This is a genomic window from Duganella kummerowiae, assembly GCF_053572355.1.
Map to the genome: position 1 here is coordinate 54,214 of NZ_JBKFEH010000021.1, position 25,510 is coordinate 79,723.

General features: G+C 66.2%; 27 protein-coding genes. 14 read left to right on the forward strand and 13 right to left on the reverse strand.

Annotated elements, in window-relative coordinates; translation table 11 throughout:
* Window positions 1-84 precede the first annotated feature (84 nt).
* Entirely contained in the window at window positions 85-2,478 is a 2,394-nt protein-coding gene (locus tag ACLB1G_RS24875; RefSeq protein ID WP_491629947.1) for a TonB-dependent receptor, read from the forward strand.
* A gap of 128 nt (window positions 2,479-2,606) precedes the next feature.
* Here ACLB1G_RS24875 and ACLB1G_RS24880 read toward each other — a convergent pair whose 3' ends face one another.
* The 7 genes from ACLB1G_RS24880 to ACLB1G_RS24910 form a co-directional block, all read right to left on the reverse strand.
* A complete protein-coding gene (locus ACLB1G_RS24880; protein ID WP_491629948.1) occupies window positions 2,607-3,650 on the reverse strand; it encodes a histone deacetylase family protein in 1,044 nt (347 codons plus the stop codon).
* A 15-nt stretch (window positions 3,651-3,665) separates the two neighbouring features.
* Window positions 3,666-5,267: a glutamate--cysteine ligase gene (gene gshA, locus ACLB1G_RS24885; protein ID WP_491629949.1), complete on the reverse strand. Its 1,602-nt coding sequence runs from the start codon at window positions 5,265-5,267 to the stop codon at window positions 3,666-3,668.
* Between the two features lie 137 nt (window positions 5,268-5,404).
* Window positions 5,405-6,238 carry a peptide chain release factor N(5)-glutamine methyltransferase gene (gene prmC, locus ACLB1G_RS24890; protein WP_491629950.1) on the reverse strand — a complete coding sequence of 278 codons (834 nt, stop codon included), beginning with the start codon at window positions 6,236-6,238 and terminating at the stop codon, window positions 5,405-5,407.
* Complete coding sequence (locus ACLB1G_RS24895; RefSeq protein WP_491629951.1) at window positions 6,235-6,705, reverse strand: disulfide bond formation protein B; 471 nt, start codon at window positions 6,703-6,705, stop codon at window positions 6,235-6,237. Before ACLB1G_RS24895 ends, prmC begins: the two co-directional genes overlap by 4 nt.
* Before the next feature lie 197 nt (window positions 6,706-6,902).
* Window positions 6,903-7,979 (reverse strand): peptide chain release factor 1, encoded by a 1,077-nt coding sequence (gene prfA, locus ACLB1G_RS24900; protein ID WP_491629952.1) that lies wholly within the window; start codon window positions 7,977-7,979, stop codon window positions 6,903-6,905.
* An 87-nt stretch (window positions 7,980-8,066) separates the two neighbouring features.
* Window positions 8,067-9,341, reverse strand: coding sequence for a glutamyl-tRNA reductase (gene hemA, locus ACLB1G_RS24905; protein ID WP_491629953.1), 1,275 nt, complete (start codon window positions 9,339-9,341; stop codon window positions 8,067-8,069).
* Window positions 9,342-9,470: 129 nt separating this feature from the next.
* The gene (locus ACLB1G_RS24910; protein ID WP_491629954.1) at window positions 9,471-10,160 is read right to left on the reverse strand and encodes a response regulator transcription factor; all 690 of its coding nucleotides are present in this window, start codon (window positions 10,158-10,160) and stop codon (window positions 9,471-9,473) included.
* Between the two features lie 227 nt (window positions 10,161-10,387).
* On the opposite strand from ACLB1G_RS24910, the gene ACLB1G_RS24915 reads away from it, so the two are divergent.
* Window positions 10,388-10,906 carry a hypothetical protein gene (locus ACLB1G_RS24915; protein ID WP_491629955.1) on the forward strand — a complete coding sequence of 173 codons (519 nt, stop codon included), beginning with the start codon at window positions 10,388-10,390 and terminating at the stop codon, window positions 10,904-10,906.
* A gap of 168 nt (window positions 10,907-11,074) precedes the next feature.
* Here the strand turns inward: ACLB1G_RS24915 and minE are convergent, their stop codons facing one another.
* From minE to minC, 3 genes are read right to left on the reverse strand one after another with little or no spacing between them, the layout of a single operon-like run.
* The gene (gene minE / locus ACLB1G_RS24920; RefSeq protein WP_491629956.1) at window positions 11,075-11,326 is read right to left on the reverse strand and encodes a cell division topological specificity factor MinE; all 252 of its coding nucleotides are present in this window, start codon (window positions 11,324-11,326) and stop codon (window positions 11,075-11,077) included.
* A gap of 1 nt (window position 11,327) precedes the next feature.
* Window positions 11,328-12,143 carry a septum site-determining protein MinD gene (gene minD / locus ACLB1G_RS24925; RefSeq protein WP_491629957.1) on the reverse strand — a complete coding sequence of 272 codons (816 nt, stop codon included), beginning with the start codon at window positions 12,141-12,143 and terminating at the stop codon, window positions 11,328-11,330.
* A gap of 36 nt (window positions 12,144-12,179) precedes the next feature.
* Entirely contained in the window at window positions 12,180-12,935 is a 756-nt protein-coding gene (gene minC, locus ACLB1G_RS24930; protein WP_491629958.1) for a septum site-determining protein MinC, read from the reverse strand.
* Between the two features lie 222 nt (window positions 12,936-13,157).
* Here minC and ACLB1G_RS24935 point away from each other — a divergent pair, with 222 nt between their 5' ends.
* From ACLB1G_RS24935 to ACLB1G_RS24965, 7 genes are all read left to right on the forward strand, one after another.
* Window positions 13,158-14,066 carry a LysR family transcriptional regulator gene (locus ACLB1G_RS24935; protein WP_491629959.1) on the forward strand — a complete coding sequence of 303 codons (909 nt, stop codon included), beginning with the start codon at window positions 13,158-13,160 and terminating at the stop codon, window positions 14,064-14,066.
* Window positions 14,067-14,182: 116 nt separating this feature from the next.
* Window positions 14,183-14,389 (forward strand): hypothetical protein, encoded by a 207-nt coding sequence (locus ACLB1G_RS24940; protein ID WP_491629960.1) that lies wholly within the window; start codon window positions 14,183-14,185, stop codon window positions 14,387-14,389.
* Between the two features lie 110 nt (window positions 14,390-14,499).
* The gene (locus ACLB1G_RS24945) at window positions 14,500-15,678 is read left to right on the forward strand and encodes an acetyl-CoA C-acetyltransferase (RefSeq protein WP_491629961.1); all 1,179 of its coding nucleotides are present in this window, start codon (window positions 14,500-14,502) and stop codon (window positions 15,676-15,678) included.
* 85 nt (window positions 15,679-15,763) lie between these two features.
* Complete coding sequence (phbB, locus tag ACLB1G_RS24950) at window positions 15,764-16,504, forward strand: acetoacetyl-CoA reductase (RefSeq protein WP_491629962.1); 741 nt, start codon at window positions 15,764-15,766, stop codon at window positions 16,502-16,504.
* A 126-nt stretch (window positions 16,505-16,630) separates the two neighbouring features.
* Window positions 16,631-17,593, forward strand: a complete 963-nt coding sequence (gene pip / locus ACLB1G_RS24955) for a prolyl aminopeptidase (protein WP_491629963.1) — start codon at window positions 16,631-16,633, stop codon at window positions 17,591-17,593.
* A 161-nt stretch (window positions 17,594-17,754) separates the two neighbouring features.
* On the forward strand, window positions 17,755-18,201 hold the full coding sequence (locus tag ACLB1G_RS24960) for a DUF2721 domain-containing protein (protein WP_491630072.1): 447 nt from the start codon (window positions 17,755-17,757) through the stop codon (window positions 18,199-18,201).
* A gap of 13 nt (window positions 18,202-18,214) precedes the next feature.
* Window positions 18,215-18,670: a hypothetical protein gene (locus ACLB1G_RS24965; protein ID WP_491629964.1), complete on the forward strand. Its 456-nt coding sequence runs from the start codon at window positions 18,215-18,217 to the stop codon at window positions 18,668-18,670.
* A gap of 14 nt (window positions 18,671-18,684) precedes the next feature.
* Here the strand turns inward: ACLB1G_RS24965 and ACLB1G_RS24970 are convergent, their stop codons facing one another.
* Window positions 18,685-19,251, reverse strand: coding sequence for an SRPBCC family protein (locus ACLB1G_RS24970; RefSeq protein WP_491629965.1), 567 nt, complete (start codon window positions 19,249-19,251; stop codon window positions 18,685-18,687).
* A 162-nt stretch (window positions 19,252-19,413) separates the two neighbouring features.
* On the opposite strand from ACLB1G_RS24970, the gene ACLB1G_RS24975 reads away from it, so the two are divergent.
* The 4 genes from ACLB1G_RS24975 to ACLB1G_RS24990 are packed head-to-tail and all read left to right on the forward strand — an operon-like array spanning window position 19,414 to window position 22,642.
* Window positions 19,414-21,447, forward strand: coding sequence for a 2,4-dienoyl-CoA reductase FMN-binding domain-containing protein (locus ACLB1G_RS24975; protein ID WP_491629966.1), 2,034 nt, complete (start codon window positions 19,414-19,416; stop codon window positions 21,445-21,447).
* A gap of 9 nt (window positions 21,448-21,456) precedes the next feature.
* On the forward strand, window positions 21,457-21,813 hold the full coding sequence (locus ACLB1G_RS24980) for a translation initiation factor Sui1 (protein WP_491629967.1): 357 nt from the start codon (window positions 21,457-21,459) through the stop codon (window positions 21,811-21,813).
* A 3-nt stretch (window positions 21,814-21,816) separates the two neighbouring features.
* Window positions 21,817-22,458: an HAD-IA family hydrolase gene (locus ACLB1G_RS24985; protein WP_491629968.1), complete on the forward strand. Its 642-nt coding sequence runs from the start codon at window positions 21,817-21,819 to the stop codon at window positions 22,456-22,458.
* Window position 22,459: 1 nt separating this feature from the next.
* Complete coding sequence (locus ACLB1G_RS24990) at window positions 22,460-22,642, forward strand: hypothetical protein (protein ID WP_491629969.1); 183 nt, start codon at window positions 22,460-22,462, stop codon at window positions 22,640-22,642.
* Between the two features lie 204 nt (window positions 22,643-22,846).
* Here ACLB1G_RS24990 and ACLB1G_RS24995 read toward each other — a convergent pair whose 3' ends face one another.
* Together ACLB1G_RS24995 and ACLB1G_RS25000 are read right to left on the reverse strand one after the other, a co-directional pair.
* Window positions 22,847-23,245, reverse strand: coding sequence for a VOC family protein (locus tag ACLB1G_RS24995; protein WP_491629970.1), 399 nt, complete (start codon window positions 23,243-23,245; stop codon window positions 22,847-22,849).
* Window positions 23,246-23,328: 83 nt separating this feature from the next.
* A complete protein-coding gene (locus ACLB1G_RS25000; RefSeq protein WP_491629971.1) occupies window positions 23,329-24,654 on the reverse strand; it encodes a reverse transcriptase family protein in 1,326 nt (441 codons plus the stop codon).
* 268 nt (window positions 24,655-24,922) lie between these two features.
* On the opposite strand from ACLB1G_RS25000, the gene ACLB1G_RS25005 reads away from it, so the two are divergent.
* The gene (locus ACLB1G_RS25005) at window positions 24,923-25,465 is read left to right on the forward strand and encodes a DUF488 domain-containing protein (RefSeq protein WP_491629972.1); all 543 of its coding nucleotides are present in this window, start codon (window positions 24,923-24,925) and stop codon (window positions 25,463-25,465) included.
* Window positions 25,466-25,510: the final 45 nt, after the last annotated feature.

Sequence of the window (25,510 nt, forward strand, 5' to 3'; positions counted from 1 at the left end):
TGTGCGGCTTGTTGGCGTGCGCCGGCTTGTGTGCTGCCGCCAGAATCAGCCGCATTTCATCAAACAACGCAACAGGAGAACAGAGTGGGCTTGATTCAGGAACAACTGGTGCTGCGCAAGTGCGCACTGGCGGTGGGCATGGCGCTGGCGGGCATGGCGGCGGCGCAGGAGCAGGTGGTGGTGACGGCGCAAAGCCGCAGCCAGCAGATACAGAACGTGCCGATCGCGGTGCAGACCATGAGCGGCGATTCGCTCAAGGACATGGGCATCTCCAGCCTGGCCGACGTGGACGCCTTCGTGCCCGGCCTGGCCATCGACACTTCGCAATCGACCCGGCCCCAGGTGTTCCTGCGCGGCGTGGGCACCGAGGACTTCGGCATCGGCACCGATTCGCCGGTCGGCATCTACACCGACGGTGTCTACGCCGGCAAGACAGGCGGCTCCCTGCTGAACTTTAACGATATCAAGCGCGTCGAAGTGCTGAAAGGCCCGCAGGGCACGCTGTTCGGCCGCAATGCGGCGGCCGGCGCCATTTCCATCGTCACCAATGCGCCGGTCGACCGGGTCGAGGCCAGCGCCTTGCTGCGCCTGGGCGACCGTGGCACCAAGCATGCGGAAGTCATGTATAACACGCCGTTGTCGGACAGCGTGGCCTTCCGCCTTTCGGCCGTCAACCAGCAGGACGACGGCTGGGTCACCAACGCCTACAATGGCATGCGCATGGGCGACGACGGCGACCGCGGCCTGCGCGCCGCGCTGCGCTGGCATGGCGAGCAAGCCTCGGCCACCCTGAGCTGGGAGCATGAGGTGATGCGCGCCGCCGGTCCGCCCATCCTGTCCGTCACGGGCGGAAAGATCAACTTCGGCTCGCCCACCACCTGGAGCAATCCGCTGGCCCAGACCCTGTCCAACGACGCCGCCGTCAACGCCCAGTCGCGCACCTTCGACGGCGTGACCTTGAAGGTGGAAAAGCCGCTGTCCTTCGCCACCCTCACCAGCACCACGGCCTACCGCCGCTTCAACACCAGCAACTACCAGGACGCCGACGCGTCCTCCAACCCGGCCACCTACCTGGCCCTGGGCCACACCGAGGCCGACACCACCTGGCAGCAGGAATTCAAGCTGAGCGGCCAGACCGGCGCCTTCGACTGGGTCAGCGGCGTGAGCGCCTTCCGCGAGCGCGCCGACGACATGCAAAGCCTCTCGGTCACCACCACTTCGCTGGACACCATCTTCTCCAACGCGGCCGGCTTGAAGCCCTACGCCACCCTGACCCAGCTGGTGCAGGGCGTGGGCAAGGCCACCGGCAACAGCGCCCTGCAAGCCATGAACCTGGGCGGCCTGCCGTGGACCGAGGCCATGACCGACCGCGGCGAATACCGCGCCTACGCCGCCTATGGTGACGTGATCTGGCACGCCACGCCCAGCACCAACCTGACCCTGGGTGGGCGCTACACCCACGACCAGAAGAGCTTCAGCTGGTACAACCCGCCGCGCACCGCCGGCGCGCTGGACACCCAGCTGGCCGCGCTCAAGGCCGCCAACCTGTACACCACCCTGGTCGCCATGAAGCTGCTGACCGCCACCCAGGCCGCCACCTTCCAGAGCGTGATGGCCAACAACCTCAACTTCAACAACCCCGGCTCGAGCACCAAGCCGTTCACCTCGTCCAACAGCTGGAACAACTTCAGCCCGCGCGTGGTGCTGGACCATCACCTGGCGGCCGACCACATGGTGTACGGCTCGTGGAGCAAGGGCTACCAGGCCGGCGGCTACGACGCCGTGGGCGTCAACGGCCACTACGACGAGGAACTGGTGACCAATGTGGAGCTGGGCGCCAAAGGCCAGCTGCGCACGCTGGGCCTGAGCTACGGCGCCTCGCTGTTCCGCTACGAATATACCAACCTGCAAAGCCTGACATTGATCCCGGCCAGCGCCAGCACCGGCATCCCCAGCTATCAGATCGTCAACAGCGACCAGCGCGCCACCGGCATCGACCTGGAAGCGCAGTGGAAGCTGAACCGCATCTGGCGCCTGAACGGCGCCGTGGAATACCTGGACCAGACCTATTCCAGGTACACGGCGCCGTCCGGCGTCAACCTGCGCGGCCAGCCGGCCGGCGCGCCTTACCTGTCGGCCTCGGTGGGCGTGGCGGCCAAGTGGCCGGTGCTCGACGGCCAGGGCGACTTCAACCTGATGTACGGCTACCAGGGCGAAAAGCGCTGCAACGCCGATACTCGCGGCGACGGCACCTGTTTGCAGAGCAACGGCGTCGGCGCCGGCGCCCAGCGCGAAAAGGTCGACGTGCGCCTGGGCTGGAGTGCGCCCACCGGCAACTGGGGCGTGGCCCTGGTGGTGAACAATGCGCTCGACAAGCAGTACGTGTCCATCAGCAACCTGGGCAGCGCGGTCGGTTCGCCTTACGCCTATGTCACCAAGCCCCGTGTGATCGCGCTCGAACTGCGCGGCCGCCTGTAAGCGGGGGGCGACGGCATGCGTAGGCTGGCCAAGACCGGCTGAGGGGCCAGGCACGGAGCAGCGGCGAAGACGGCGCGCGGGCAAGGCGCGGCGCCGACAGCGACGCCATGGCGCCTCAGGCGGCCGCCCTACAGCGCGGTCTCGTAGCCTTCCAGCACGTTGACCACGTTCACGCCCAGTTCCTTGACCGCGTAGCCGCCTTCGAAGATGAAGGCGGTGGGCAGGTTGAGCCAGGCCAGGCGCTCGCCCACCTTGAGGTAATCGGCGCTCTGCAGGGCAAAGCGCGACAGCGGATCGCCGGCAAAGGTATCCACGCCCAGCGACACCACCAGCGCATCCGGCGCAAAGCTGCCGATGCGGATGCAGGCCGTCTCCAGCGCCGCGAACCAGGCGCTGGCCGAGGTGCCTGCCGCCAGCGGCAGGTTCAGGTTGCAGCCCAGGCCCGCGCCCGCGCCGCGCTCGTCGGCATGGCCCAGGTAGAACGGATATTCGTGGCGCGGATCGGCGTGGATGGAGATGAACAGCACGTCGTCGCGGCCGTAGAAGATGCTCTGGGTGCCGTTGCCGTGGTGGTAGTCGATATCGAGGATGGCGACCTTGCGCGCGCCATCGTCCAGCATGTGCTGGGCCGCCAGCGCCGCATTGTTGAGGAAGCAGTAGCCGCCGAAGAAGTCGGCGCCCGCGTGGTGGCCCGGCGGGCGGCTCAGCACGAAGGCGGCGCGCTCGCCCAGGCGCAGCGCGTGGGCCGCGTTGACGGCGCAATCGGCGCCGGTCTTGGCGGCGGTCCAGGTGCCGGCCGTCAGCGGGGTGCCGCTGTCCATGGAATACAGGCCCAGGCGGGCGCAGAAATTCTCCGGCTCCACGTCGTCGCGCAGGGTGCGCACCGGCCACACGGCGGGAAAGGCGTCCTTGCCGGCGTTGGCCGGGTCCAGCGCCAGCCATTCGCTCCAGGCGTTGCGCAGGAAGTGCAGGTAGCGCGGGGTGTGGATGCGTTCCAGCGACATCAGGGGCACACCATGCGGCGTGACGATGCGGCCCAGGCCGCGCCGTCCCAGCTCGGCCAGCACGGCGTCGGCCCGCTCCGGCTTCTCGAAGCAGGGTACCATCTCGCCGCGGAAGATCTCGTGGCGGCCCCGGTGTTGGGCGTGCTGTTCGTTATAAAAGGTAAGCACGCGGGCCTGGTCCGTTCAATGGCAGTCGGGCAGCGATTTGCACAGGTTGCTGGCGCGGTAGGCCGCCACGTAATCGTCGAAATCCGATTGCGGTTCCGCTTCCATGGCGGCCTGCTGGGCCAGCGATTCTGCCGCCTGGCGGTCGAAGTCGGCCGCTTGCTCCGCCGTGGGCGGATGGCTGCGGAAGTAGGCCGCGTGGCGCTCGCTCTGGGCCAGGCCGAAGGCGGCAAACGAGCCGCCATGTTCGCGTTGCAGCGTGTCCAGCACGCGCGCCGAGGGCGTCAGGGACGGGTCGGCCAGCTTGGCGGCGGCGGCGGCCAGCGCCTCGGCGTGCTCGCTGCCGCCGCGCCGTTCGTCCAGCAGGGCGGCCACCGGCGCCATCAGCTCCAGCAACTGTTCGCCCCACTCGCGCAGGCCGATGTCGCGCTCGCCGTTGTGCAGCATCAGGCCGGGACGGCGGCCTTCCTTGACGGTGCGGCCGAAGTTGGCCAGGAACAGCCGGCCTTGTTCATCCGTGATGGACGGACTTTCGCGCAGGGCGCAGAACAGCAGGAACACGTCCAGGAAGCGGCCGGTGGCCACGCTGATGCCGACCGGCTCGAACGGGTCCACGTCCATGCAGCGCACCTCGATGTACTGCACGCCGCGCGCGCACAAGGCCTGGATGGGACGCTCGCCGGTGCGGATCACGCGCTTGGGGCGGATGGTCGAGTAGTACTCGTTCTCGATCTGCAGCACGTTGGTGCTCAGCTGTATCCACTCGCCATCCTTCTTGGTGCCCAGCCTGGCGTAGGGTTCATAGGGCTGGTTGACGGCGCGCGTCAGGGTGGCGACATAGCTGTCCAGGCAGTTCTCGCGCGGGATCAGGCCGGACTGGGCGTCGTTCTGGTAGCCCAGGTCGCTCATGCGCAGGCTGGTGGCGTAGGGCAGGTACAGGGTGTCGTCCGACAGGCGTTCCAGCTTGTGCGGCTTGCCGCGCAGGAAGCCGGCGTCCAGCGCCGGCGAGGCGCCGAACAAATACATGAGGAACCAGCTGTGGCGGCGGAAGTTGCGGATGGTGGCCAGGTAGGCTTCCGACTGGTAGGACATGGGCGTCAGGCGCTTGCCGCTGACCTCGTTGGCGGCCAGCACCTTCCACAAATCCTCATTCAGTGAGAAGTTGTAATGGATGCCGGCGATGCATTGCATGGCCTTGCCATAGCGCAGCGCCAGGCCGCGCCGGTACACATGCTTGAGCGTGCCCAGGTTGGACGTGCCGTACCAGGCGATTTCGATTTTGTCTTCAGCGGGCAGCGCGCAGGGCATGGACTGGCTCCACAGCAGCTCGCCGTCCAGCTTGCTGTAGGCGTAGCGGTGGATGCCGTCCAGTTTGGCGATGGTGGCGGCAATGTCGGGCTCGGCCGGGGTGATGAATTCCAGCAGCGTCTCGGCATAGTCGGTGGTGATCTGTTCGTGCGTCAGGGCGCTGCCGAGTGCAACCGGGTGCGGCGTGGCGGCCAGCTGCCCGCGCGCATCGACGCGCAGGGTTTCCCGTTCGATGCCGCGCAAGCCTCCCAGTACCGCACGGTGCTGTGGCTGGGCCAGCAGGGCCAGGCGGCGTTTCAAAAGATGGGGCACTGGACTTTCCTTTCTTGTGCAGCAAATAAATGTTTGGTGCAGAGAGTAACCGAAAATCGCCAAGCGCGCCGAAGCGCCGCAAAACCCGCATTTTAGCAAAGGCCGGGGCCGCGCCCCGCCCCGCAAGACCAGGGAGGTCAGGCCAGCCGGCCGCCCGTGACACGCTCGATGCCGGCCAGGTCGCGCCAGCTTTGTACCTCGCCATAGCCCAGCTGGACCAGTAGCTCGCGCACGGCGGCGGCCTGGTCGTAGCCGTGCTCCATCAGCAGCCAGCCACCCGCCAGCAGGTGGGCCGGGGCGCCGGTTGCGATGCTGCGCAGGGCCGTCAGGCCGTCGGCAAAATCGGTCAGGGCGCCGGACGGCTCATAGCGCAAATCACCTTGCGCCAGGTGGCTGTCGCCGGCCGCGATGTAGGGAGGATTGGACACCACCAGTTGGTAGCGCTGGTCCGCTTCCAGGGCGCCATACCAGTCGCTGCGCAGGAAGCGCACGGCCGCGCCGTGGCGGGCGGCGTTGCGGGCGGCCACGGCCAGGGCTTGCTCGCTGACGTCCAGGGCCGTGACGGACGCGTCCGGGCGGCTGTGCGCCAGCGAGACGGCGATGGCGCCGCTGCCGGTGCCCAGGTCCAGCACCCGGCCGCGCGGCGGCAGCCGTTCCAGCGCCAGTTCCACCAGCAATTCCGTATCGGGGCGGGGGATCAGCACTGCCGGTCCGACCTCGAACGCCAGGCCGTAGAACTCGCGGCTGCCGGTCAGGTAGGCCACCGGCTCGCCGTCCAGGCGGCGCTGCAGCAGGGCCGACAGGCGCCCGGCCTCGTCCGCCGTCAGCACCCGCTCCGCTTGCGTGATCAGGGCCACGCGTGGCAGGCCCAGCGCGTGGCAGACCAGGATGCGCTGGTCGACCGGGTCGAGCAGGGGGCGGCGCTGCAGGGCGCCCAGGGTGTCGCCGGCTTGGACCAGGGGCCTGCTCATGCGCGGCGGCGGCGCACCAGCAGCCATACCAGGGCCACGCTCAGCAGGCCGAACCACAGGAACGACCACTGCGGGATGGACAGGCCGAACCAGGGCGCGGTGGCGTCCTCGCACAGGCCGTCGGCGCGGAACAGGGACGGCAGCAGGGTGGCGGTGGGGATCTTGTTAAGGAAGGTTTCCATGGGGTCGATGCCGCACGACAGGCCGGGATGGGCCAGCACCCACAAATGCTTGCCGGCCGTGCCCAGGCCGCCCAGCGCCGCCAGCAGGGCCAGGCCGGCGGCCGTGCGCGGCTTGCTGTAGGCGCCCACCAGGCAGATCACGCCCACCGCGATGAACAGGTAGCGCTGGATCACGCACAGCGGGCAGGGCAGCATGTCCAGCCCGTGTTGCAGGTAGAGGGCGACGCCGATCAGGCCGAAACAGGCCACGGCGATGGTCAGCAGCAGGGAGCGGTGTTGCGTCATGGGGGTGTCCGGTGGGTTGAATCGGGCGATTTTCGCATAAAGTTGCCAACATCGCCTTAGGCCGTGGTTAAGAACCCGTTTCAAAATGAGCAGGGCTAGGCACGGCGATGAAGACAGTGCGCCTGCACGGCTAGGAGCCGTAACGACGCCATGGTCATTTTGAAACGGGTTCTAAGCCGCAGGCCTCGGTCCCTTGCTCAATCACCGAGGGCGGCCAGCATCTCGGCCTGGTGCTCGGCCTGCAGCGCCGTGGTCAGCTCGGCCAGGTCGCCGTCCATGATGAAGTCCAGCTTGTACAGGGTCAGGTTGATGCGGTGGTCGGTCATGCGGCCCTGGGGGAAGTTGTAGGTGCGGATGCGCTCGCTGCGGTCACCCGAGCCGATCAGGCTCTTGCGGGTGGCCGCCTCCTTCGATTGCTGCTCGCGCAGCTGCACGTCCTTGATGCGCGCGGCCAGCACCTTCATGGCCTGGGCCTTGTTCTTGTGCTGGCTGCGGTCGTCCTGGCACTCGACCACGATGCCGGTCGGCAGGTGGGTCAGGCGCACGGCCGAATCGGTCTTGTTGATGTGCTGGCCGCCGGCGCCCGAGGCGCGGAAGGTGTCGATGCGCAGATCGGCCGGGTTGATGTGCACGTCCTCCACTTCATCGGCTTCCGGCATCACGGCCACGGTGCAGGCCGAGGTGTGGATGCGGCCCTGGGTCTCGGTGGCCGGCACCCGCTGCACGCGATGGCCGCCCGATTCGAACTTCAGCTTGGAGTACACGCCGTTGCCCACCAGGCGCACGATCACCTCGCGGTAGCCGCCCAGGTCGGACGGCGATTCGGACACCATCTCCACCTGCCAGCGGTTGCGCTCCGCGTAGCGGGTGTACATGCGCAGCAGGTCGCCGGCAAACAGGGCCGACTCGTCGCCGCCGGTGCCGGCGCGGATTTCCAGGAAGATGTTGCGCTCGTCGTTGGCGTCCTTGGGCAGCAGCATTTTCTGCAGGTCCAGCTCCAGGCCCGCCATGCGTTCTTTTGCTGCCGCGACTTCCTCCTGGGCGAATTCCTTCATGTCGGGATCGGCCAGCATGTCCTGGGCGGCGGCGATGTCGGCCTCGGCCTGCTGGTAGTCGCGGTAGACCGCCACCAGCGGGCCCAGTTCGGCGTGCTCGCGCGTCATCTTGCGGTAGTTGTCCATGTTCGCGGTGGCGTCCTCGGACATCAGCAGTTGATCCAGTTCGACCAGGCGGTTCGCCAATTGGTCCAGCTTGGACAGCATAGAAGGTTTCATAGCATTCCGGTGTGTCAGTGTTCGGGAGGGATGCCGCGCGCGGGCGGCTGCCGCAAAGGGAGACGGCGGGGCAGGGCGGCAGGGCCGCTAACGGCGGCTGCGGAACAGCTGCGGCAGCAGCTGGGCCAGCTGGGCGCGCTCTTCGCCCTGGGCCCGGTGCAGGGCTTGCTGCGGGCCGTGCATGAACTTGGCGGTCAGGCCGCGCGACAGGGCTTCCAGCACGGCGTCCACGTCCTCGCCCTTGGCCAGCATCTTGCGGGCCCGCTCCAGTTCCAGCTGGCGCAGTGCCTCGCCATTCTCGTGCAGGCTCTGGATCACCGGCACCACGGCGCGGTCGTCTATCCAGTGCATGAACGATTGTACCCGGGTCTCGATGATGGCTTCGGCCTGGGCCACGGCGGCCTGGCGGTTTTCCAGGCCCGTCTGGACCACCTTGCCCAGGTCGTCCACGGTGTACAGGAAGGCGTCGTTCAAACGGCCCACTTCCGGTTCGATATCGCGCGGCACGGCCAGGTCGACCATGAACATGGGCTTGTGGCGGCGCGCCTTGATGGCCCGCTCCACCATGCCCAGGCCGATCAGCGGCAGCGAGGAGGCGGTGCAGGAAATCACGATGTCGTAGTTGTGCAGCTGGTGCTGCAGGTCGGCCAGGCGGATGGCGCGGCCGTTGTAGCGGTGCGCCAGCTGCTCGCCGCGCTCCAGGGTGCGGTTGGCGATGGTGATGGACTTCGGGTTCTGCGCCGCGAAGTGGGTGGCGCACAGCTCTATCATTTCGCCGGCGCCGATGAACAGCACGTTCTGGGCCGAGATCTTGTCGAAGATGCGCTGCGACAGGCGCACGGCGGCGGCCGCCATGGACACGCTGTGGGCGCCGATCTCGGTGGTGCTGCGCACTTCCTTGGCCACCGAGAAGCTGCGTTGGAACAGCTGGTGCAAATAGGTGCCCAGGCCGCCGGCTTCGTCGGCGGTGCGGATGGCGTCCTTGATCTGGCCCAGGATCTGGGTTTCGCCCAGCACCATGGAGTCCAGCCCGGAAGCGACGCGGAAGGTGTGGCGCACGGCGTCGTGCTGGGGCAGCAGGTACAGGTGGGGGCGCAGCTCGGCGTGGTTCAGGTGGTGGAAATCGGCCAGGAAATGGGCCGCCGCGTCCAGTGGCTGTGGCGCCTCGCTGGCCGCGTATAGTTCCGTGCGGTTGCAGGTGGACAGGATGGCGGCTTCCTCGCCGCCACGGCCGTCGGCCCGCTCGAACCAGGCCCGGGCCGCGCGCACCGCCACACCGAGCTGCTCGGGCGCGAACGCCAGCCGTTCGCGCAGGGCGACCGGAGCGGTATGGTGGTTGAGGCCGACGGCAAGGAGTTGCATTTCGGAACGTGTTTGGGTGGGATAGGGCGCATTATACCGTGATCTCCGCCCATCTTGCCCGAGCATTGCCCTAAGGTATAGCTCGCTATCCCTATATGGGATATCAGTTTGGGGACCGGGTATGCGGACTCAGGCGCCGAGTTTTTCCAGCCGGTAGCCGTAGCTGTAGACCGGCACCAGGCGGAAGCCGTTCTCGGGCTTGAGCTGCAGCTTGTTGCGCACGCGCGAGACGTGGGTATCCATGGTGCGCGAGGGCACGGCGGTTTCGCGTATCCATACCGCCTCATGGATGTAGGCGCGCGACAGCGGACGGCCGATGTTGCGGAAAAACAGCAGCGCCAGGTAGAACTCCTTGTGCGTGACATCCAGCACCGCGCCATCCATCAGCAGCCGCCCGGGCCGGGTCTCGAACACGTATTGGCCGAACTGGAGCTGCTCGGCGCCGTTCTGGGCCGGATAGGCAATGCGCAGCAGGGCTTGCACCCGCGCCACCAGTTCGCTGCGCCGCAGCGGCTTGATCATGTAATCGTTGGCGCCGGCCGTCACGCCGGCCACGATGTCATCCTCGCCCGAGGCGCTGGTGAGAAACATCACGGGCGCCGTTTCCGGCAATCTTTCGCGCGCGCGCTTGAGGACTTCGGACCCGCCCATATCTGCCACCTGCCAGTCCATGATCAGCATGTCGTAGCTTTCCTTGCGCAGCTGCGCCAGCAATTCCTTTCCAGTGGCGAAAGTGTGGCACACGTGACCGGCGGAGCCCAGCACCTGGCTGATCAGTTCAGCCTGGCTGCGGTCGGTATCAAGGACGGCGATTCTCATGGCGGCATTGTTAAGGAATAGTCACTTTGAATATAACAGAGATTTACATTCTTAGTTAGCAAATTGGCCAACTATTTTTCCTCTGATACACAAATTTACCACAAGATACAACAGTTACACTGCGCCGGCCACTGATGCCGTTCCACGGTACACTGGAAAAACGCTTAATTCAATCAATAAGCTGGACGCAGGCAACATGCCCGGCGTCCGTGCGCGGGAGGATGGATATGCCGAAAAAAGACACAGTCTGGACCCTGGTTCCGGCCTCGCAGGCGGAGATCGATGCGGTGCGCGCGCGCTGCCGCGACCTGGTGCGCAAACGCGCCCTGCTGTCGGCCGGCGTGGCGGCGGTGCCCATCCCGGGCCTGGACGTGGTGTCGGACCTGCGCCTGTTCGTCGAGCTGATCGAGGACATCAACCGCGAGTTCGGCCTGACGGAGCAGCAGATCGAGCGCCTGCATCCGCGCCTGCGCATCCTGGCCTACCAGGCGGCGGTGGGGGCCGGCAGCGTGCTGATCGGGAAAGTGGTGACGCGCCAGCTGGTGTGGCAGCTGATCAGGCGCAGCGGCGTGAAGATGCTCACGCGCCAGGCCGGCAAGCTGGTGCCGCTGGCCGGGCAGGTGGCCTCGGCCGCGCTCGGCTATGCAGCCTTCCGCAAGATAGGCGACCAGCACGTGGAGGCTTGCGCGGCCGTGGCCGGCGAACTGCTGGCAGCCGGCGCGCCGCAGGCGGCGGCAGCGTCTTAGGGCTAGCGGCGCACCATGGCCGGCGTTGCCTCAACGCAGGCGATCTCCTCACGCCGGCGCTGCACCGGCCGCAGCGGCGCGGCGGCGCCTACGCCGCGGGCCGCGCCCGGGGCCACAAGCGGCAACGCCGGCGTGAGGCCGGCGTTGCTGGAAGGAGGAAGACGGCGCTCAGGCGTCCGGCAGCACCACGTTCACGTCCAGCACCTCCAGGTTGCCCTGGCGGTCCAGCGAAATCTTGATGTCGTCGGCGTTGACCTTGGTGTACTTGGAAATCACTTCGATCAGCTCCTTGTGCAGGGCCGGCAGGAAGTCGGGGCCGGCGCGGCCGCTGCGTTCGCGGGCGATGATGATCTGCAGGCGCTCCTTGGCCGCGTTGGCGCTCTTGGCCTTGGGCGGGAACAGGAAAGACAGCAATGCCATGTCACTTGCCTCCAAAAATGCGCTGCAGCAGGCCGGGCTTTTCGTAGGTGGTGAAGCGCAGCGGCACGTCCTGGCCCAGGAAGCGGCTGACCACGTCCTCGTAGGCGGCGGCCACGTCGGTACCCTTGAAGTGGATGGCCGGATTGCCCTGGTTGGAGGCGTGCAGCACCGATTCCGACTCGGGGATGATGCCGATCAGCGGGATGCGCAGGATGTCCTTGACGTCGTCGTAGGACAGCATTTCGTCGGCCTCGACCCGCTTGGGCGAGTAGCGCGTGATCAAGAGGTGTTCCTTGACCGGCTCGCCGCCGCTCTGGGCGCGGCGCGACTTGGCCTGCAGGATGCCCAGGATGCGGTCGGAGTCGCGCACCGAGGACACTTCCGGGTTGGTCACGATCAGGGCCTCGTCGGCAAAGGTCAGCGCCATCAGGGCGCCGTGCTCGATGCCGGCTGGCGAGTCGCAGATGATGTATTCGAAGCCCATGTTGATCAGCTCGTGCAGCACGGCTTCCACGCCTTCCTCCGAGAGCGCGTCCTTGTCGCGCGTCTGCGAGGCCGGCAGGATGAACAGGTTGTCGCAGTGCTTGTCCTTGATCAGGGCCTGGTTCAGGGTGGCTTCCTTGTTGATCACGTTGATCAGGTCGTACACCACGCGGCGTTCGCAGCCCATGATCAGGTCCAGGTTGCGCAGGCCCACGTCGAAGTCGATGACCACGGTCTTGTGGCCGCGCAGGGCCAGGCCGGTGGAGAAGCTGGCGCTGGTGGTGGTCTTGCCCACACCGCCCTTGCCGGACGTTACTACAATAATTCTTGCCACGAATAATCCTTTAAAGAGTAGGAACAGCAGACTGTCTTAAGTGCGGGTTGGTGGATTGACAGATGATATATCGATTCTGTCACCAGCCAAACGAATTTGCGTGGGTTTGCGCGCGTGTTCGGCCGGGAAACCATCCTCGAAAGTACGGTAGACACCAGCGATGGACACCAGTTCCGGCGCCAGGTCCAGGCCGAAGATGCGGGCTTCGGCATTGCCGGAGGCGCCGGCCAGGGCGCGCCCGTTCAGGGTGTTATAGATGTGGATGCTGCCGTCGGCGATGATCTCGGCGCCGTGGTTGACCACGGCCGTCACGATCAGGTCGCCGCCGCGCGCATAGATGCGCTGGCCGGCCCGCACCGGGGTGTCGATGATGGTCACCGGCGCCACATGAGGCGTCGGGGTGGGCGCATTCACGGCGGCGGCGGGGGCCGGGGCCGGCCGGGGCGCGGGCGCCTCGGCTTCCTTCTGCGGGCCGGTGGCCGTTTCCAGGCTCAGGCCGTGGGCGGCGATGGCGGCCGCCATGGCCACCGGGGCGTTGCGCACCGCCACCGGGTTCAAGCGGTATTTCTTGAGCAGGGCGATCAGGCCGGCCCAGTCGATATCGGCGCCTTCCGGCAGCGCGGCGACGTCGATCACGGTCAGGTCATCCTCGAAAAAGTCGTTGCTGCCGCCGGTCATTTCGGCCAGGGCCGCGTCCAGCGCCAGGCGGTCGGCGGTGGACAGGATGGCGGAGACGGCGACAACGGTGGAAATCTTGATCTCTATGGGCTTTTGAAACAGGCTTTTGGACATGGGCGACCGTAGTAATGGTTAGCAGCGCAGGGCGCTAGCATTTTACTGTGGAATATACCTGCCGGGGAGGGCGTGCAAGCGTGCGCGTGGCCGGGCATCGGGCGTAACCATTGTCATTTTGCTGTCATCCGCATTTCATATTGATACGCTAAAGTATGCAGCGTATTCATCTATAATCAAAACGCAAGCATACGCGCTTCATCATGAAAACCATTCAACCACATGCTTGAGATACGCCACCTGCGCACCCTGAGCGCGCTGCGCTCGGCCGGCAGCCTGGTGCGCGCCGCCCAGCTGCTGAACCTGACACAGTCGGCCCTGTCGCACCAGATCAAGCTGCTGGAGGACCGCTATGGCGCGCCGCTGTTCGAGCGCAAGTCGGTGCCGATCGGCTTCACCGCCACCGGCGCCCGCCTGCTCAAGCTGGCCGACCTGCTGCTGCCCGAGATCGAGGCCGCCGAGCGCGAGGTGGCGCGCCTGAGCCAGGGCGACCACGGGCAGCTTCGGGTGGCGCTGGAATGCCATGCCTGCTACGACTGGCTGATGCCGGTCATGGACCAGTTTCGCCAGCGCTGGCCGGAAGTGGAGACCGACCTGGTGTCCGGCCTGCCGGGCGAACCGGCTGCGCTGCTGCGCCAGGGCGAGGCCGACCTGGTCATCGGCGCCGCCCACGGCCCGGATTTGGCCACCTTCCCCCTGTTCCGCTACGAAACCCTGGTGGCCATGGCGCCCCGGCACCGGCTGCAGGCCCGGCGCCGCCTGGCGCCGTCCGACTTCGAGGGCGAAACCCTGATCACCTACCCTGGCCCCGAGCAGGGCGTGGACCTGATACGCGAGGTGCTGCAGCCGGCCCGCATCCACTACCGGCGCCGCACTGCGGAACTGACCGTGGCCATGCTGCAGCTGGTGGCCAGCCGGCGCGGCATCGCCGCCCTGCCCAGCTGGGCCATCAGGCAGCATATCCAGGACGACTACGTGGCGGCCCGTCCGGTGGGCGAGCAGGGCTTGTGGAGCGACTTGTTCGTGACGGTGCCGGAAGCCCTGCGGCACCAGGCCTACGTGCTGGATTTCGTCAATGTGATACGGGAACAGTGCGCGGCATCCCTGGATGGTATCAAATTATTGTCGTGACAAATTGATACTGTTTCTTCAGAATGGTGATGCTGCTTTTGATATAGGTCAAAGGCAACAGTGTTTACCGCGCTTACGATGAGCTTGTCCATTCATCCACTTTGAGGAGCATCAACATGTTCTACTTTGCGGAATCGTACGCCCGCGCCGCCGCGCTGCTGCTGCAGGCGCCTTTGCAAGCGCTGCAGGCCTGGGGCGCTGTCCTGGCCGATGGCGGCCTGGAAGCGGCCGAGCGCCAGCGCGACGCGCTGCTCACATCACTGGCCTGTGGCACGGTTGCTGCTAAGGAGTTATGGGCCGGTCCTGGTGGCAGCGCACAATAGGAAACCCTGGCCCGGCCCCACGCCACGGGGGTATGATCGGGAACTTGCAACAAGGTTTGTGCTTGAGTTTTGCTTAACTAAGCCGGCTTGCCGGCGTACTGGAGAAACACATGGATGATGTAGTTATCGTGGCCGCCGGCCGCACCGCGGTCGGCAAATTCGGCGGCAGCCTGGCCAAGATCCCCGCTTCCGAGCTGGGCGCGCACGTGATCAAGGGCCTGCTGGCCAAGACCGGCATCGATCCCAACCTGATCGGCGAGGCCATCCTGGGCCAGGTGCTGACCGCCGGCGTGGGCCAGAACCCGGCCCGCCAGGCCGTGATCAAGGCCGGCCTGCCCAACACCATCCCTGCCTACACCATCAACAAGGTGTGCGGCAGCGGCCTCAAGGCCACCCATCTGGCGGCCCAGTCCATCAAGTGCGGCGACGCCAACATCATCATTGCCGGCGGCCAGGAAAACATGAGCGCCTCGCCGCACGTACTGAACAATTCGCGCGACGGCTTCCGCATGGGCGACGCCAAGCTGGTCGACACCATGATCGTGGACGGCCTGTGGGACGTGTACAACCAGTACCACATGGGCATCACGGCCGAGAACGTGGCCAAGAAATACGAAATCTCGCGCGCCGAGCAGGATGAATTCGCCCTGCAGTCGCAGCTGAAGGCCGAGGCGGCCCAGAAGGAAGGCAAGTTCAAGGACGAGATCCTGCCGCTGGAAATCGTGCAGAAGAAGGGCAGCGTCGTGTTCGACACCGATGAATACGTCAAGCCCGGCTCCACCCTGGAAGCCCTGTCCGGCCTGCGTCCCGCCTTCAACAAGGAAGGCACGGTCACCGCCGGCAACGCTTCCGGCATCAACGACGGCGCCGCCGCCGTCATCATGATGTCGGCCACCCAGGCCAAGGAACTGGGCCTGCCGGTGCTGGCCAAGGTGAAAGCCTACGCCTCGTCCGGCCTGGACCCCGCCTTCATGGGCATGGGCCCGGTGTCGGCCACCAAGCTGTGCCTGAAAAAAGCCGGCTGGACCCCGGACGACCTGGACCTGATGGAAATCAACGAAGCCTTTGCTGCCCAGGCCATCGCCGTCAACAAGGAAATCGGCTGGGACACCAGCAAGATCAACGTCAACGGCGGCGCCATCGCCATCGGGCACCCTATCGGTGCATCGGGCGCGCGCATCCTGGTGACCCTGCTGCACGAAATGGTGCGCCGCGACGCCAAGAAAGGCCTGGCCTCGCTGTGCATAGGCGGCGGCATGGGCGTGGCCCTGGCCGTGGAACGCGCCTGAGTTGGATAAGCCCGCCGCCGCGCATGGTTAGCGGGGCGGCGGGAACGGTTTTTACTGCAGTGACTTAGTTTGAGGGGACAATAATATGGCAAGAGTTGCATTGGTAACCGGCGGCATGGGTGGTTTGGGCGAAGCGATTTGCTACAAACTGGCCGCGCTGGGCTATAACGTGGTAACGACTTACTCCCCTGGCAACCCCAAGGTGGAACAATGGCTGGCCACCACCCGCGATCAGGGCTATAACTTCCGCGCCTATCCCTGCGATGTGTCCGACTACGAGTCGGCGCAAGCCTGCATCGCCGCCATCCAGAGCGAAATCGGTCCGGTGGACGTGCTGGTGAATAACGCCGGCATCACCCGCGACATGACCTTCAAGAAAATGGACAAGACCAATTGGGACGCCGTCATGGGCACCAATCTGGATTCCGTGTTCAACATGACCAAGCCGGTGTGCGACGGCATGGTGGAGCGCGGCTGGGGCCGCATCATCAATATTTCGTCGGTAAATGGCCAGAAGGGCGCCTTCGGCCAGACCAATTATTCGGCCGCCAAGGCCGGCATGCACGGCTTCACCAAGGCGCTGGCGCTGGAAGTGGCGCGCAAGGGCGTGACCGTCAACACCATCTCGCCCGGCTACATCGGCACCAAGATGGTGATGGAAATCCCTCAGGACGTGCTGGACACCAAGATCATCCCGCAAATCCCCATGGCCCGCCTGGGCAAGCCGGAGGAAGTGGCGGGCCTGGTGGCTTACCTGTCCTCGGACGAAGCGGCCTTCGTGACCGGCGCCAACATCGCCATCAACGGCGGCCAGCACATGTCCTGATACGGACTGCTGTCCGCGAGACCAGCACCGCTGCGGCGGTGCTTTTTTTATGCTGCAACGCGGCACACTGGAAAATCCAGCCGCGCCTGTGTACATTGCAGCCACCCAGACCACACGAGGACCGCCATGAGCATCGCCCCCACCGCCCTGTTTCCCCCCATCGCCCCGCTGCGCCAGGGCATGCTGCCGGTCGATGAGATCCACACCCTGTACTGGGAGGAAGTGGGCAATCCCGATGGCGTACCGGTGATCTTCCTGCACGGCGGCCCCGGCGCCGGCCTGTCGCCCCGGCATCGCCGCTTCTTCGATCCCCGGCATTACCGCGTGATCCTGTTCGACCAGCGCGGCGCCGGCAAGTCCACCCCGCTGGGCGAAACCCGCGCCAACACCACCCAGCTGCTGGTGCAGGACATCGAACGCCTGCGTGTATTGTTTGGCATCGAGCAATGGCTGGTATTCGGCGGCTCCTGGGGCTCGACGCTGGCGCTGGCTTACGGCCAGGCCCATCCCGAGCGCTGCCTGGGCTTCGTGCTGCGCGGCGTGTTCCTGTGCACCAGGGCCGAAATCGACTGGTTCATAGACGGTATCCGCTGGTTCTATCCCGAGCTGCACGAGGAATTCGCCAACGCCATTCCCGAGGCCGAGCGCGGCGACCTGCTGCAAGCGTATGTGAAACGCATCCTCAGCGACGATCCGGCCGTATATTGGCCGGCCGCGCGGGCCTGGAGCCGCTTCGAGAACCGCCGCGTGTTCCTGCTGCCGCAGCCCGAGGAAGCGCCGTCCGACAGCCTGGACCTGGGCGTGGGCCGCCTGGAATCGCACTACATGGCCAAGCTGGGCTTCTTCGAGGAAGGCCAGCTGCTGCGCGATGTCGGCCGGATTGCCCACCTGCCTGCCACCATCGTGCAGGGCCGCTACGACGTGATCTGCCCGCCGGTATCGGCCTGGGAGCTGCACCGCGCCTGGCCCGGCTCGGTGCTCCACATGGTGCCGGACGGCGGCCACGGCGCCATGGAGCACGGCATCGCGGCGGCGCTGGTGGCGGCCACCGAACAGTTCAAGCGCAGCGGGTCCTTCAGCGCCGCCTAGAAGCTGTTTAAAAATGAACGGGGCGAGCCGCCGCAACGACGCCCTGGTCTTCTTTGAAACAGCTGCTTAAACTTTGGGACGGCTGGTCCGGGCTGTTACACTGTCGCCTGGAGCAGCCCATGTCCACAGAGGCGCGTATCAAACCCAGCTTACATACCCTGATGAATATCCAGATCGGCGACATCGGCCACATCATCCAACTGGCGATCGCGCCGGTTTTCCTGCTGACCGGCGTCTGCACCAACCTGACCGTGCTGACCAACCGCCTGGCGCGCATCATCGACCGCTCGCGGGTGCTGGAGGACCGCCTCGACATAGGCTATAACGACAACTACCTGAACGAGCTCGATGTGCTGTACCGGCGCTCGCACCTGATCAATGTCGCCATTGCCTCCTCGACCGCCTGCGGCCTGCTGATCTGCCTGGTGATCGCCATGCTGTTCCTCGGCGACATCACCAACATCGGGCTGGATAAATACATCGCGGGCATGTTCGTGGTGGCCATGGTCTGTTTGATTGCCAGTTTCGTCTACCTGCTGCGCGAAATCTTCATCGCCTCGGCCTCCATGCGGTCGCACCGCCACGTGCGCCAGCCCACTCCACGCTAATTCCGGACCTATCATGCACGACTATCAACGCCCCCCCACCCTGTACCGCTACGGCGTGCGCGAAGACCTGGAACTGGCCCTGGCCCAGGGCCAGTTCGTGCTGCGCCCGGCCGCCGGCTGCCTGACCCTGAGCTTCTCGCAAGCCTGGGAACCCAAGCTGTTCGAACTGTTCAACGCCGACGCCTGCCTGATCATCCATAACACCGAGGAATTCGGTGAGCGCATCCACCGCGCCGTGCAGCGCGCGCTGCCGGCCTGGGCCGGCATCGATGGCGCGGTCGAATACGGCGCCCGCGCGGCCCTGGGCGCGGCCTTCACCAAGACCGCCGCCGAAGCGGTGGAACAGGAATGGCAGTTCGCCTGGCGCGCCATGCAGGGCACCAAGCTGAGCTTGAATCCGCTGATGGTCAAGATCGGCAGCATCGAGCAGTACGCCGAGCTGCGCGCCCGCGATACCTATCTGGCCTAACTGCCTGGCCTCGCTTATCTGGCTGGCGCCGGCGCCGGCTTGGCCGCATCGCCGTCGCGCCGGTCCAGGCGCGCCAGCACGGCCGCCATCATGCGCTCGATATCGTGCCGTATCATCTTCGCGCCCAGCATGCCGGGCACATAGAAGTTGGGCACCATCTTGCCGCTGTAGACCACCTTGGTGCCGCCCGTTTCCGGCACCGGCACCAGTTCCCAGCGCGATTCATAGTGCTTCATGTCGCCCGAGATCAGCGCAATATCGATCGACGATACCGGCTGCTCCGTGGCCCGCACGATCAGGTGGATGGACTTGGACATGAACAAAAAGCGCGCCACCCCGAACTGCTCGATGATGGCCTCATTGCCATTGCGCGACAGGACCTTGCACGATTCCAGGTCCGGCACGAACTCGCTCATGCGCTCGTAGGTGGTCAGGATGCGCCACACGGCCGGCGGCGAGGCCGCCACCGTGCCGACCGCGTTGACCTCGAACATATGCTGCGAGTCCACGTCCACCCGGTTGACCGATACCTCCAGCTTGGGCAGTTCAGGCTTGGGAGCCTGGGCCCACGCCGGTGCCATTGTGGCAAGCAACAGTAACAGGAGGAATTGCGTCATGGAGGCCAGCGTACGGGAAAGGGTGGCAGAATACAAGAGCGGCACTTTAGTGGCCGAGGTCTAGGATTTTCGGGTTTTAATCCGGCCACCATTCCTCCATTACTGGCGCTCAAGCTGATAACGACTATGACCACCGCGAGCTACCCCCACCTGCTGGCGCCCCTGGACCTGGGTCACACCACCCTGCGCAACCGCGTCATCATGGGTTCCATGCACACCGGCCTGGAAGACCGCTATTACAACTACGGCAAGCTTGCCGCCTTCTACCGCGAGCGGGCGCGCGGCGGCGTGGGCCTGATCGTCACCGGCGGCATCTCGCCCAACCGGCAGGGCTGGCTGCTGCCCTTCGGCGGCACCCTGAACATGCGCGGCGACCTGCGCAACCACCGTCGCGTCACGGCCGCCGTGCACGAGGAGGGCGGCAAGATACTGCTGCAAATCCTGCATTCCGGGCGCTACGGCTACCAGCCGCTGGTGGTGTCGGCCTCGGCGCGCAAGTCGCCGATCTCTCCGTTCAAGCCGCGCGCGCTGAGCGAGGCCGGGATCGAATCGACCATCCGCGACTACGTGCGCTGCGCGCGCCTGGCGCGCGATGCCGGCTACGACGGCGTGGAAGTGATGGGCAGCGAAGGCTATCTGCTCAACCAGTTCCTGTGCGCGCGCACCAACCACCGCACCGACCGCTGGGGCGGCGCCATCGAGAACCGCATGCGCCTGCCGGTGGAGATCGTGCGCCGCATCCGCGCCGAGGTGGGGACGGACTTCATCATCATGTACCGCCACTCGCTGCTGGACCTGGTCGACGGCGGCAACAGCTGGGACGAGGTGGCCACGGTGGCGCGCGCCCTGCAGCAGGCCGGCGCCAGCATCCTGAACACGGGCTATGGCTGGCACGAGGCGCGCGTGCCCACCATCGTCACCTCGGTGCCGCGCGCCGCCTTTGCCGGTCTGGCCGGGCGTCTGCGCCAGGAGGTCAGCATACCGGTGGTGGCGTCCAACCGCATCAACATGCCGCAGGAAGCGGAGGCGGTGCTGCAGCGGGGCGAGGCCGACCTGATCTCCATGGCGCGGCCCTTCCTGGCCGATGCGCACTTCGTCGCCAAGGCGGCGCAGGGCAGGGCGGACGAGATCAACACCTGCATAGGCTGCAACCAGGCCTGTCTGGACCACACCTTCGCCAATAAGCGCGCCAGCTGCCTGGTCAACCCGCGCGCCTGCCATGAGACGGAGCTGGTGTATGCGCCTGCCGCCCGTCCACGGCGAGTGGCCGTGGTGGGCGCCGGACCGGCCGGCTTGTCGGCCGCCACCGTGGCCGCCGAGTGCGGGCACGATGTCACCCTGTACGAGTCCGGCGACAGCATAGGCGGCCAGTTCAAGGTCGCCATGCGCATCCCCGGCAAGGAGGAATTCGCCGAAACCCTGCGCTACTTCGGCCGCAAGCTGGAAACCACGGGCGTCAAGCTGCGCCTGGGCGTGCGCGCCACGCGCGAACAGCTGCTGGCCGAAGGCTATGAGGAGGTGATCGTCGCCACCGGCATCCAGGTGCGCAAGCCGGCCATTCCCGGGATAGATCATCCCAAGGTGCTCAGCTACCTGGACGTGCTGCGCGACGGGGCGCCCGTGGGCAAGCGCGTGGCCATCATCGGCGCGGGCGGCATCGGTTTTGATGTCGGCGAATTCCTGCTGCACGACCCCCGGCACGCGCTGCCGCTGGCGCCGGACCTGTGGGCCAGGGAATGGGGCGTGGACCTGCGCGGCGAGCACAATGGCGGCCTGCTGCCGCCGGCCGCGCCGCAGCCGGTGCGCCAGCTGTATCTGCTGCAGCGCAAGACCAGCAAGCCGGGCGCGGGCCTGGGCAAGACTACCGGCTGGGTACACCGCGCCACCCTGGCGCGCAATGGCGTGGTGATGCTGTCCGGTGTCGAGTACCGCAAGATAGACGACGCCGGCCTGCATATCGCCGTGAACGGGGAAGAAAGGCTGCTGGCAGTGGATAATGTGGTCATTTGCGCCGGCCAGGACAGCCTGGCGGAACTGATGCCGCCAGAAGGCCAGCAAGGCGGCCCGCGCTTCCACAAGATAGGCGGGGCCGCGCTGGCTTCGGAGCTGGACGCCAAGCGGGCCATCCGCGAAGGGGCGGAGCTGGCGGCGCGCTTATGAGGATGACTAATGAAAAGTAGGGGTCTGGTCTATTCGACCGAAGTGGGGCGCACCTGTCCCGAATGCCGCCAGGCGCTGGCGCAGTGCGTGTGCAAGGCCCGGGCCCAGTCCGTGCCCAGGGGCGATGGCGTGGTGCGGGTAGCGCTGCAGACCAAGGGGCGCGGCGGCAAGGCCGTCACCCTGGTCAAGGGCGTGCCGCTGGACGCCGTCGCGCTGGCGGCCCTCGGCAAGCAGCTGCGCAGCGCCTGCGGCAGTGGCGGCACCGTCAAGGATGGCGTGATCGAGATCCAGGGCGACCACTGCGAGCGCGTGCTGGAAGCGCTGAAAAAGCAGGGCTACGGCAACGCCAAGCGGGCCGGAGGCTGAGGCGTGGGCATTGCCGGCGTCATATTCGATAGCGATGGCACGCTGGTGGACAGCGAGTCGCTGTCGGCGCGCGTCCTCAGCGACATCCTGCGCGAGGCCGGGGCGCCCCTCTCTGCCGAAGCGGTGCTGGAGCGCTTCCGCGGCTGCCGGTTCGCGGCGTTCGCGCAATCCATCCTGGCCGAGTACCCGGTCATGGGCATGGATGAACTGACCTTGGCGTTCCGCGAGCGCGGCGCCGAACTGTATGCGCGCGAATTGAAGCCCATGAACGGGGCCGTGGAGCTGGTCAGCTCCCTCGCCATCGAGAAGTGCGTGGCGTCCAACGGACCCCGCTTCAAGATCGAGCAGTGCCTGGAGCTGACCGGCCTGCTGCCTTACTTCACCAACCGCATCGCCAGCGCCTACGAGGTCCAGTCCTGGAAGCCGGCCCCCGGCCTGATCCTGCACGCGGCCGCCATGATGGGCGTGGCGCCAGAGCGCTGCCTGCTGGTGGAAGACAGCCTGGCCGGCGTCCAGGCCGGCTTGGCGGCTGGCGTGCAAGTGGTGGGCTACCGCTTGGCCGCAGATGCCGTGCGCATGCTGGACCGCCAGGTCCCTGTCATCCAGGAACTGGCCGACATAAACCAATTTATACAGGCCAGTTGACATGAACAGCCAGAAGATCAGAAGCAGCATGGGCGGCGCCCTGGGCGTGGGCGCCGGTTCAGCCATCTACGATGGCTACTACCACGGCTTTTCAGGCATAGCCTGGACCAAGGCCGGCATCGTGGCCGCGATCGTCCTCATCATCTCACTCCTGCTGGCCAAGATGCGTCCGCCAAAACCGTGAGGGTCAACCGTGAGGGGCAGATCTGCCATTAGTACATGGGCTCGCTGCAACCGTGAGGGTCAGATCTGCCATTAGCAACCGTGAGGGTCAGATCTGCAGCAACCGTGAGGGTCAGATCTGCCATTAGTACATGGGCTCGCTGCGAAAAGGCGGCCTCATGTACTAATGGCAGATCTGACACCGGGGTGTAGACACCGAGGTTTATCAGGACTGCCCGGCCACCCACACCAGGTTCCACAAGTGCCCGTCCAGGTCTTCGAAGCCCTGGTCATACATGTAGCCGTTGTCTTCCGGCGGGTGGGGGATGCGGGCGCCGGCGGCGGTGGCTTTGGCGATCAGGCTGTCCAATTCCTCGCGGCTGTCGCAGTTCAGGCAGATCACTACCTCATTGGCTTGCTTCGCTTGCGCCACCGGCTTGCCGATCAGCGACTGGAAGAAGTCTTCCGTGCTCAGCATGGCCTGTATGCTGTCTTCCACGATGACCATGAAGGCCGCTTTTTCATTGCTGAATTCGGTCTTGAAGCTGAAGCCCAGGGCCGTGAAGAAGGCCTTGGACTTGTCCAGGTCCTTGACCGGCAGATTGAAGATGATCTGTTTTTTCATGGCGTCTCCTTGCGGGAAAATGGTTGGGGTGCTTCATCCTGACGACGAACGATGATGCCTGAATTCGACACGCGCACGAAAAATTAATTTGCCCACGCGATGGCGGCCAGCAGGCTTTCCAGTTTCGCCGCGCGTCCCGCGTTCACCATCTTCACATACGATACCCGCCCCGCCAGATAGGCGCGGAAGTCGGCATGGCCGCCGCGGTTCTGCGACGCCGGGCCGTGGCGCACGCAGTTGCTCAGCGTCGCCTTGAGCTTGTCGTACTCATCGCGCGCGATGTTGGGATGGGCGTTGACCACCACCCCGGTCACCTGCTGGCGCACGCCGGCGCGCATCACCCGCGTCTTGCGCGTGTTGACGCGGAAGCCTTCCTCCAGTGCGATGGCAGCCACCTGGATGTGGAAGCGCTGCGCCGCACGCGCCAGTTCAACACCGCCGGAAAACGCCAGGTCGTCCGCATAGCGGCTGTAGGACGCGCCCAGCGACTCGGCCAGCGACTGCAGCCGCATGTCGAGGCGGTAGGCGCACAAATTGGCCAGCGCGGGCGAACAGGGCGATCCCTGCGGCAGGTGCGGCGACTTCAAAGCTTGCCGCTCGCTCCACGCCAGCCCATCGTGCATGGCGCCGCGCGGCGTGCGGTTGCTGCACAGCCGCGCCAGCGTGCCCGCCACCAGGGCCGGATAGCCGAGCTTTTCAAACAGCGCGTGGATGCGCGACAGCGGTATGCTGGGGAAAAAATCCTTGAGGTCCATGCGGATCACGACCTGCCGCCCGCTGTGCTGCGCCGCGTGCGTGACGCAGGAATGGCCGCGCCGGAAGCCATGCGCGGCCGCGTGCGGCGGCACCCGGTCCAGTATCTGGCGCAGGATGCGGACCTGGATGCGCCGCAGCCGCTCCTTGGGAATTTCGATCAGCCGCAGGCCGCCGCTGCGCTTGGGCACCCAGCGGTAGTGGTAGTGCTGCAGCGGTGAGGCCGCGTCGCCCGCCAGGCGCCAGCGGTCGGCCAGCCAGTCCAGCGCGGCGGCCGGCTCATCCAGCCAGGCAGCCAATGCTCCCACCGAGGACAGTTCCGGCAATTCCAGCGCCGCCAGCCAGGCCGGCCGGGCGGGACGCAGCGGCGCATCGAGGCTGTAGCGCCGCACGGCCGGAAAGGTGACGAACACCGGCCCCGTCTCGGCGTCGCCCTCCAGGTCGCAGCATTCCAGCAGCAGTGCGGCCAGTTCGTGCCGGCTGAAATCATGAAAATGCTCTGCGGTGCGCGCCAGCAGCGCGGCGCACAGGGCGGGCGCCCACGGCAGGGTGGCATCGAATACCCGCTGGCAGGCCGCGATGACGCTGGGCAGACTGCCATCGGTGGCCAGCATGGTATCGGCCAGGGCCAGCGCGGTGAGTTTCTGGATATGCATGCGGGATGTCAGGGGGCGGCGTATCTTCAACGAGTCTCGTGATGCGTGAGCAGTCTTGCGCGGCAGCGCAACGCCGCTCATGCGGTGAGTGAGCAACAATCAATCTCCCACGGGGTAACCCCGCAGAGCCGTCCCGGCACGCGGCCGGGACTGGCAGGCTTGAAGGCGCCGCCCCGCCATCACAGTAGGGGAATTTTGCCGAAAGGTCAACACGCTGGCTGGCGCTGCCCGCCGCGCATCCGTGCCAGAATACAGACGGGAGATCGTAATGACACAGGAACTCGTCTGCACCATCGGCCATTCCAATCGCAGCATCGAGGACTTCATCGCGCTGCTGCGCGAGAACGGCATCGCCTGCCTGCTGGACATCCGCACCGTGCCGAAGTCGCGCCACAACCCGCAGTTCGGCCAGGACCAGCTGCCGGCCTCGCTGGCGGCAGCCGGCATCGAATACCGCTATCTGCGCGGCCTGGGCGGCTTGCGCCGTCCGCGCCCTGATACGCCCAACGCCGGCTGGCGCAACGAGTCGTTTCGCGGCTATGCCGACTACATGCAGACCGAGGAGTTCGCGCGCAACGTGGATACCGTGGTCGAACTGGGCCGGCAGAAAGCCTGCGCGCTGATGTGCGCCGAGGCCGTGCCGTGGCGCTGCCACCGCTCGCTGGTGGCGGACGCCCTGCTGGTGCGCGGCGTGCTGGTGGACGACATCATCGACGATCGCCAGCGCAAGCCGCACAAGCTGACGCCCTTTGCCCAGGTCGACGGGCTGCGCATTAGCTACCCGCCGGAGCAGATGCAGCTGGAGCTGTAAGAACCCGTTTCAGGCGACCCTGCGCCGCCTTGCCGTGCAGGGCGC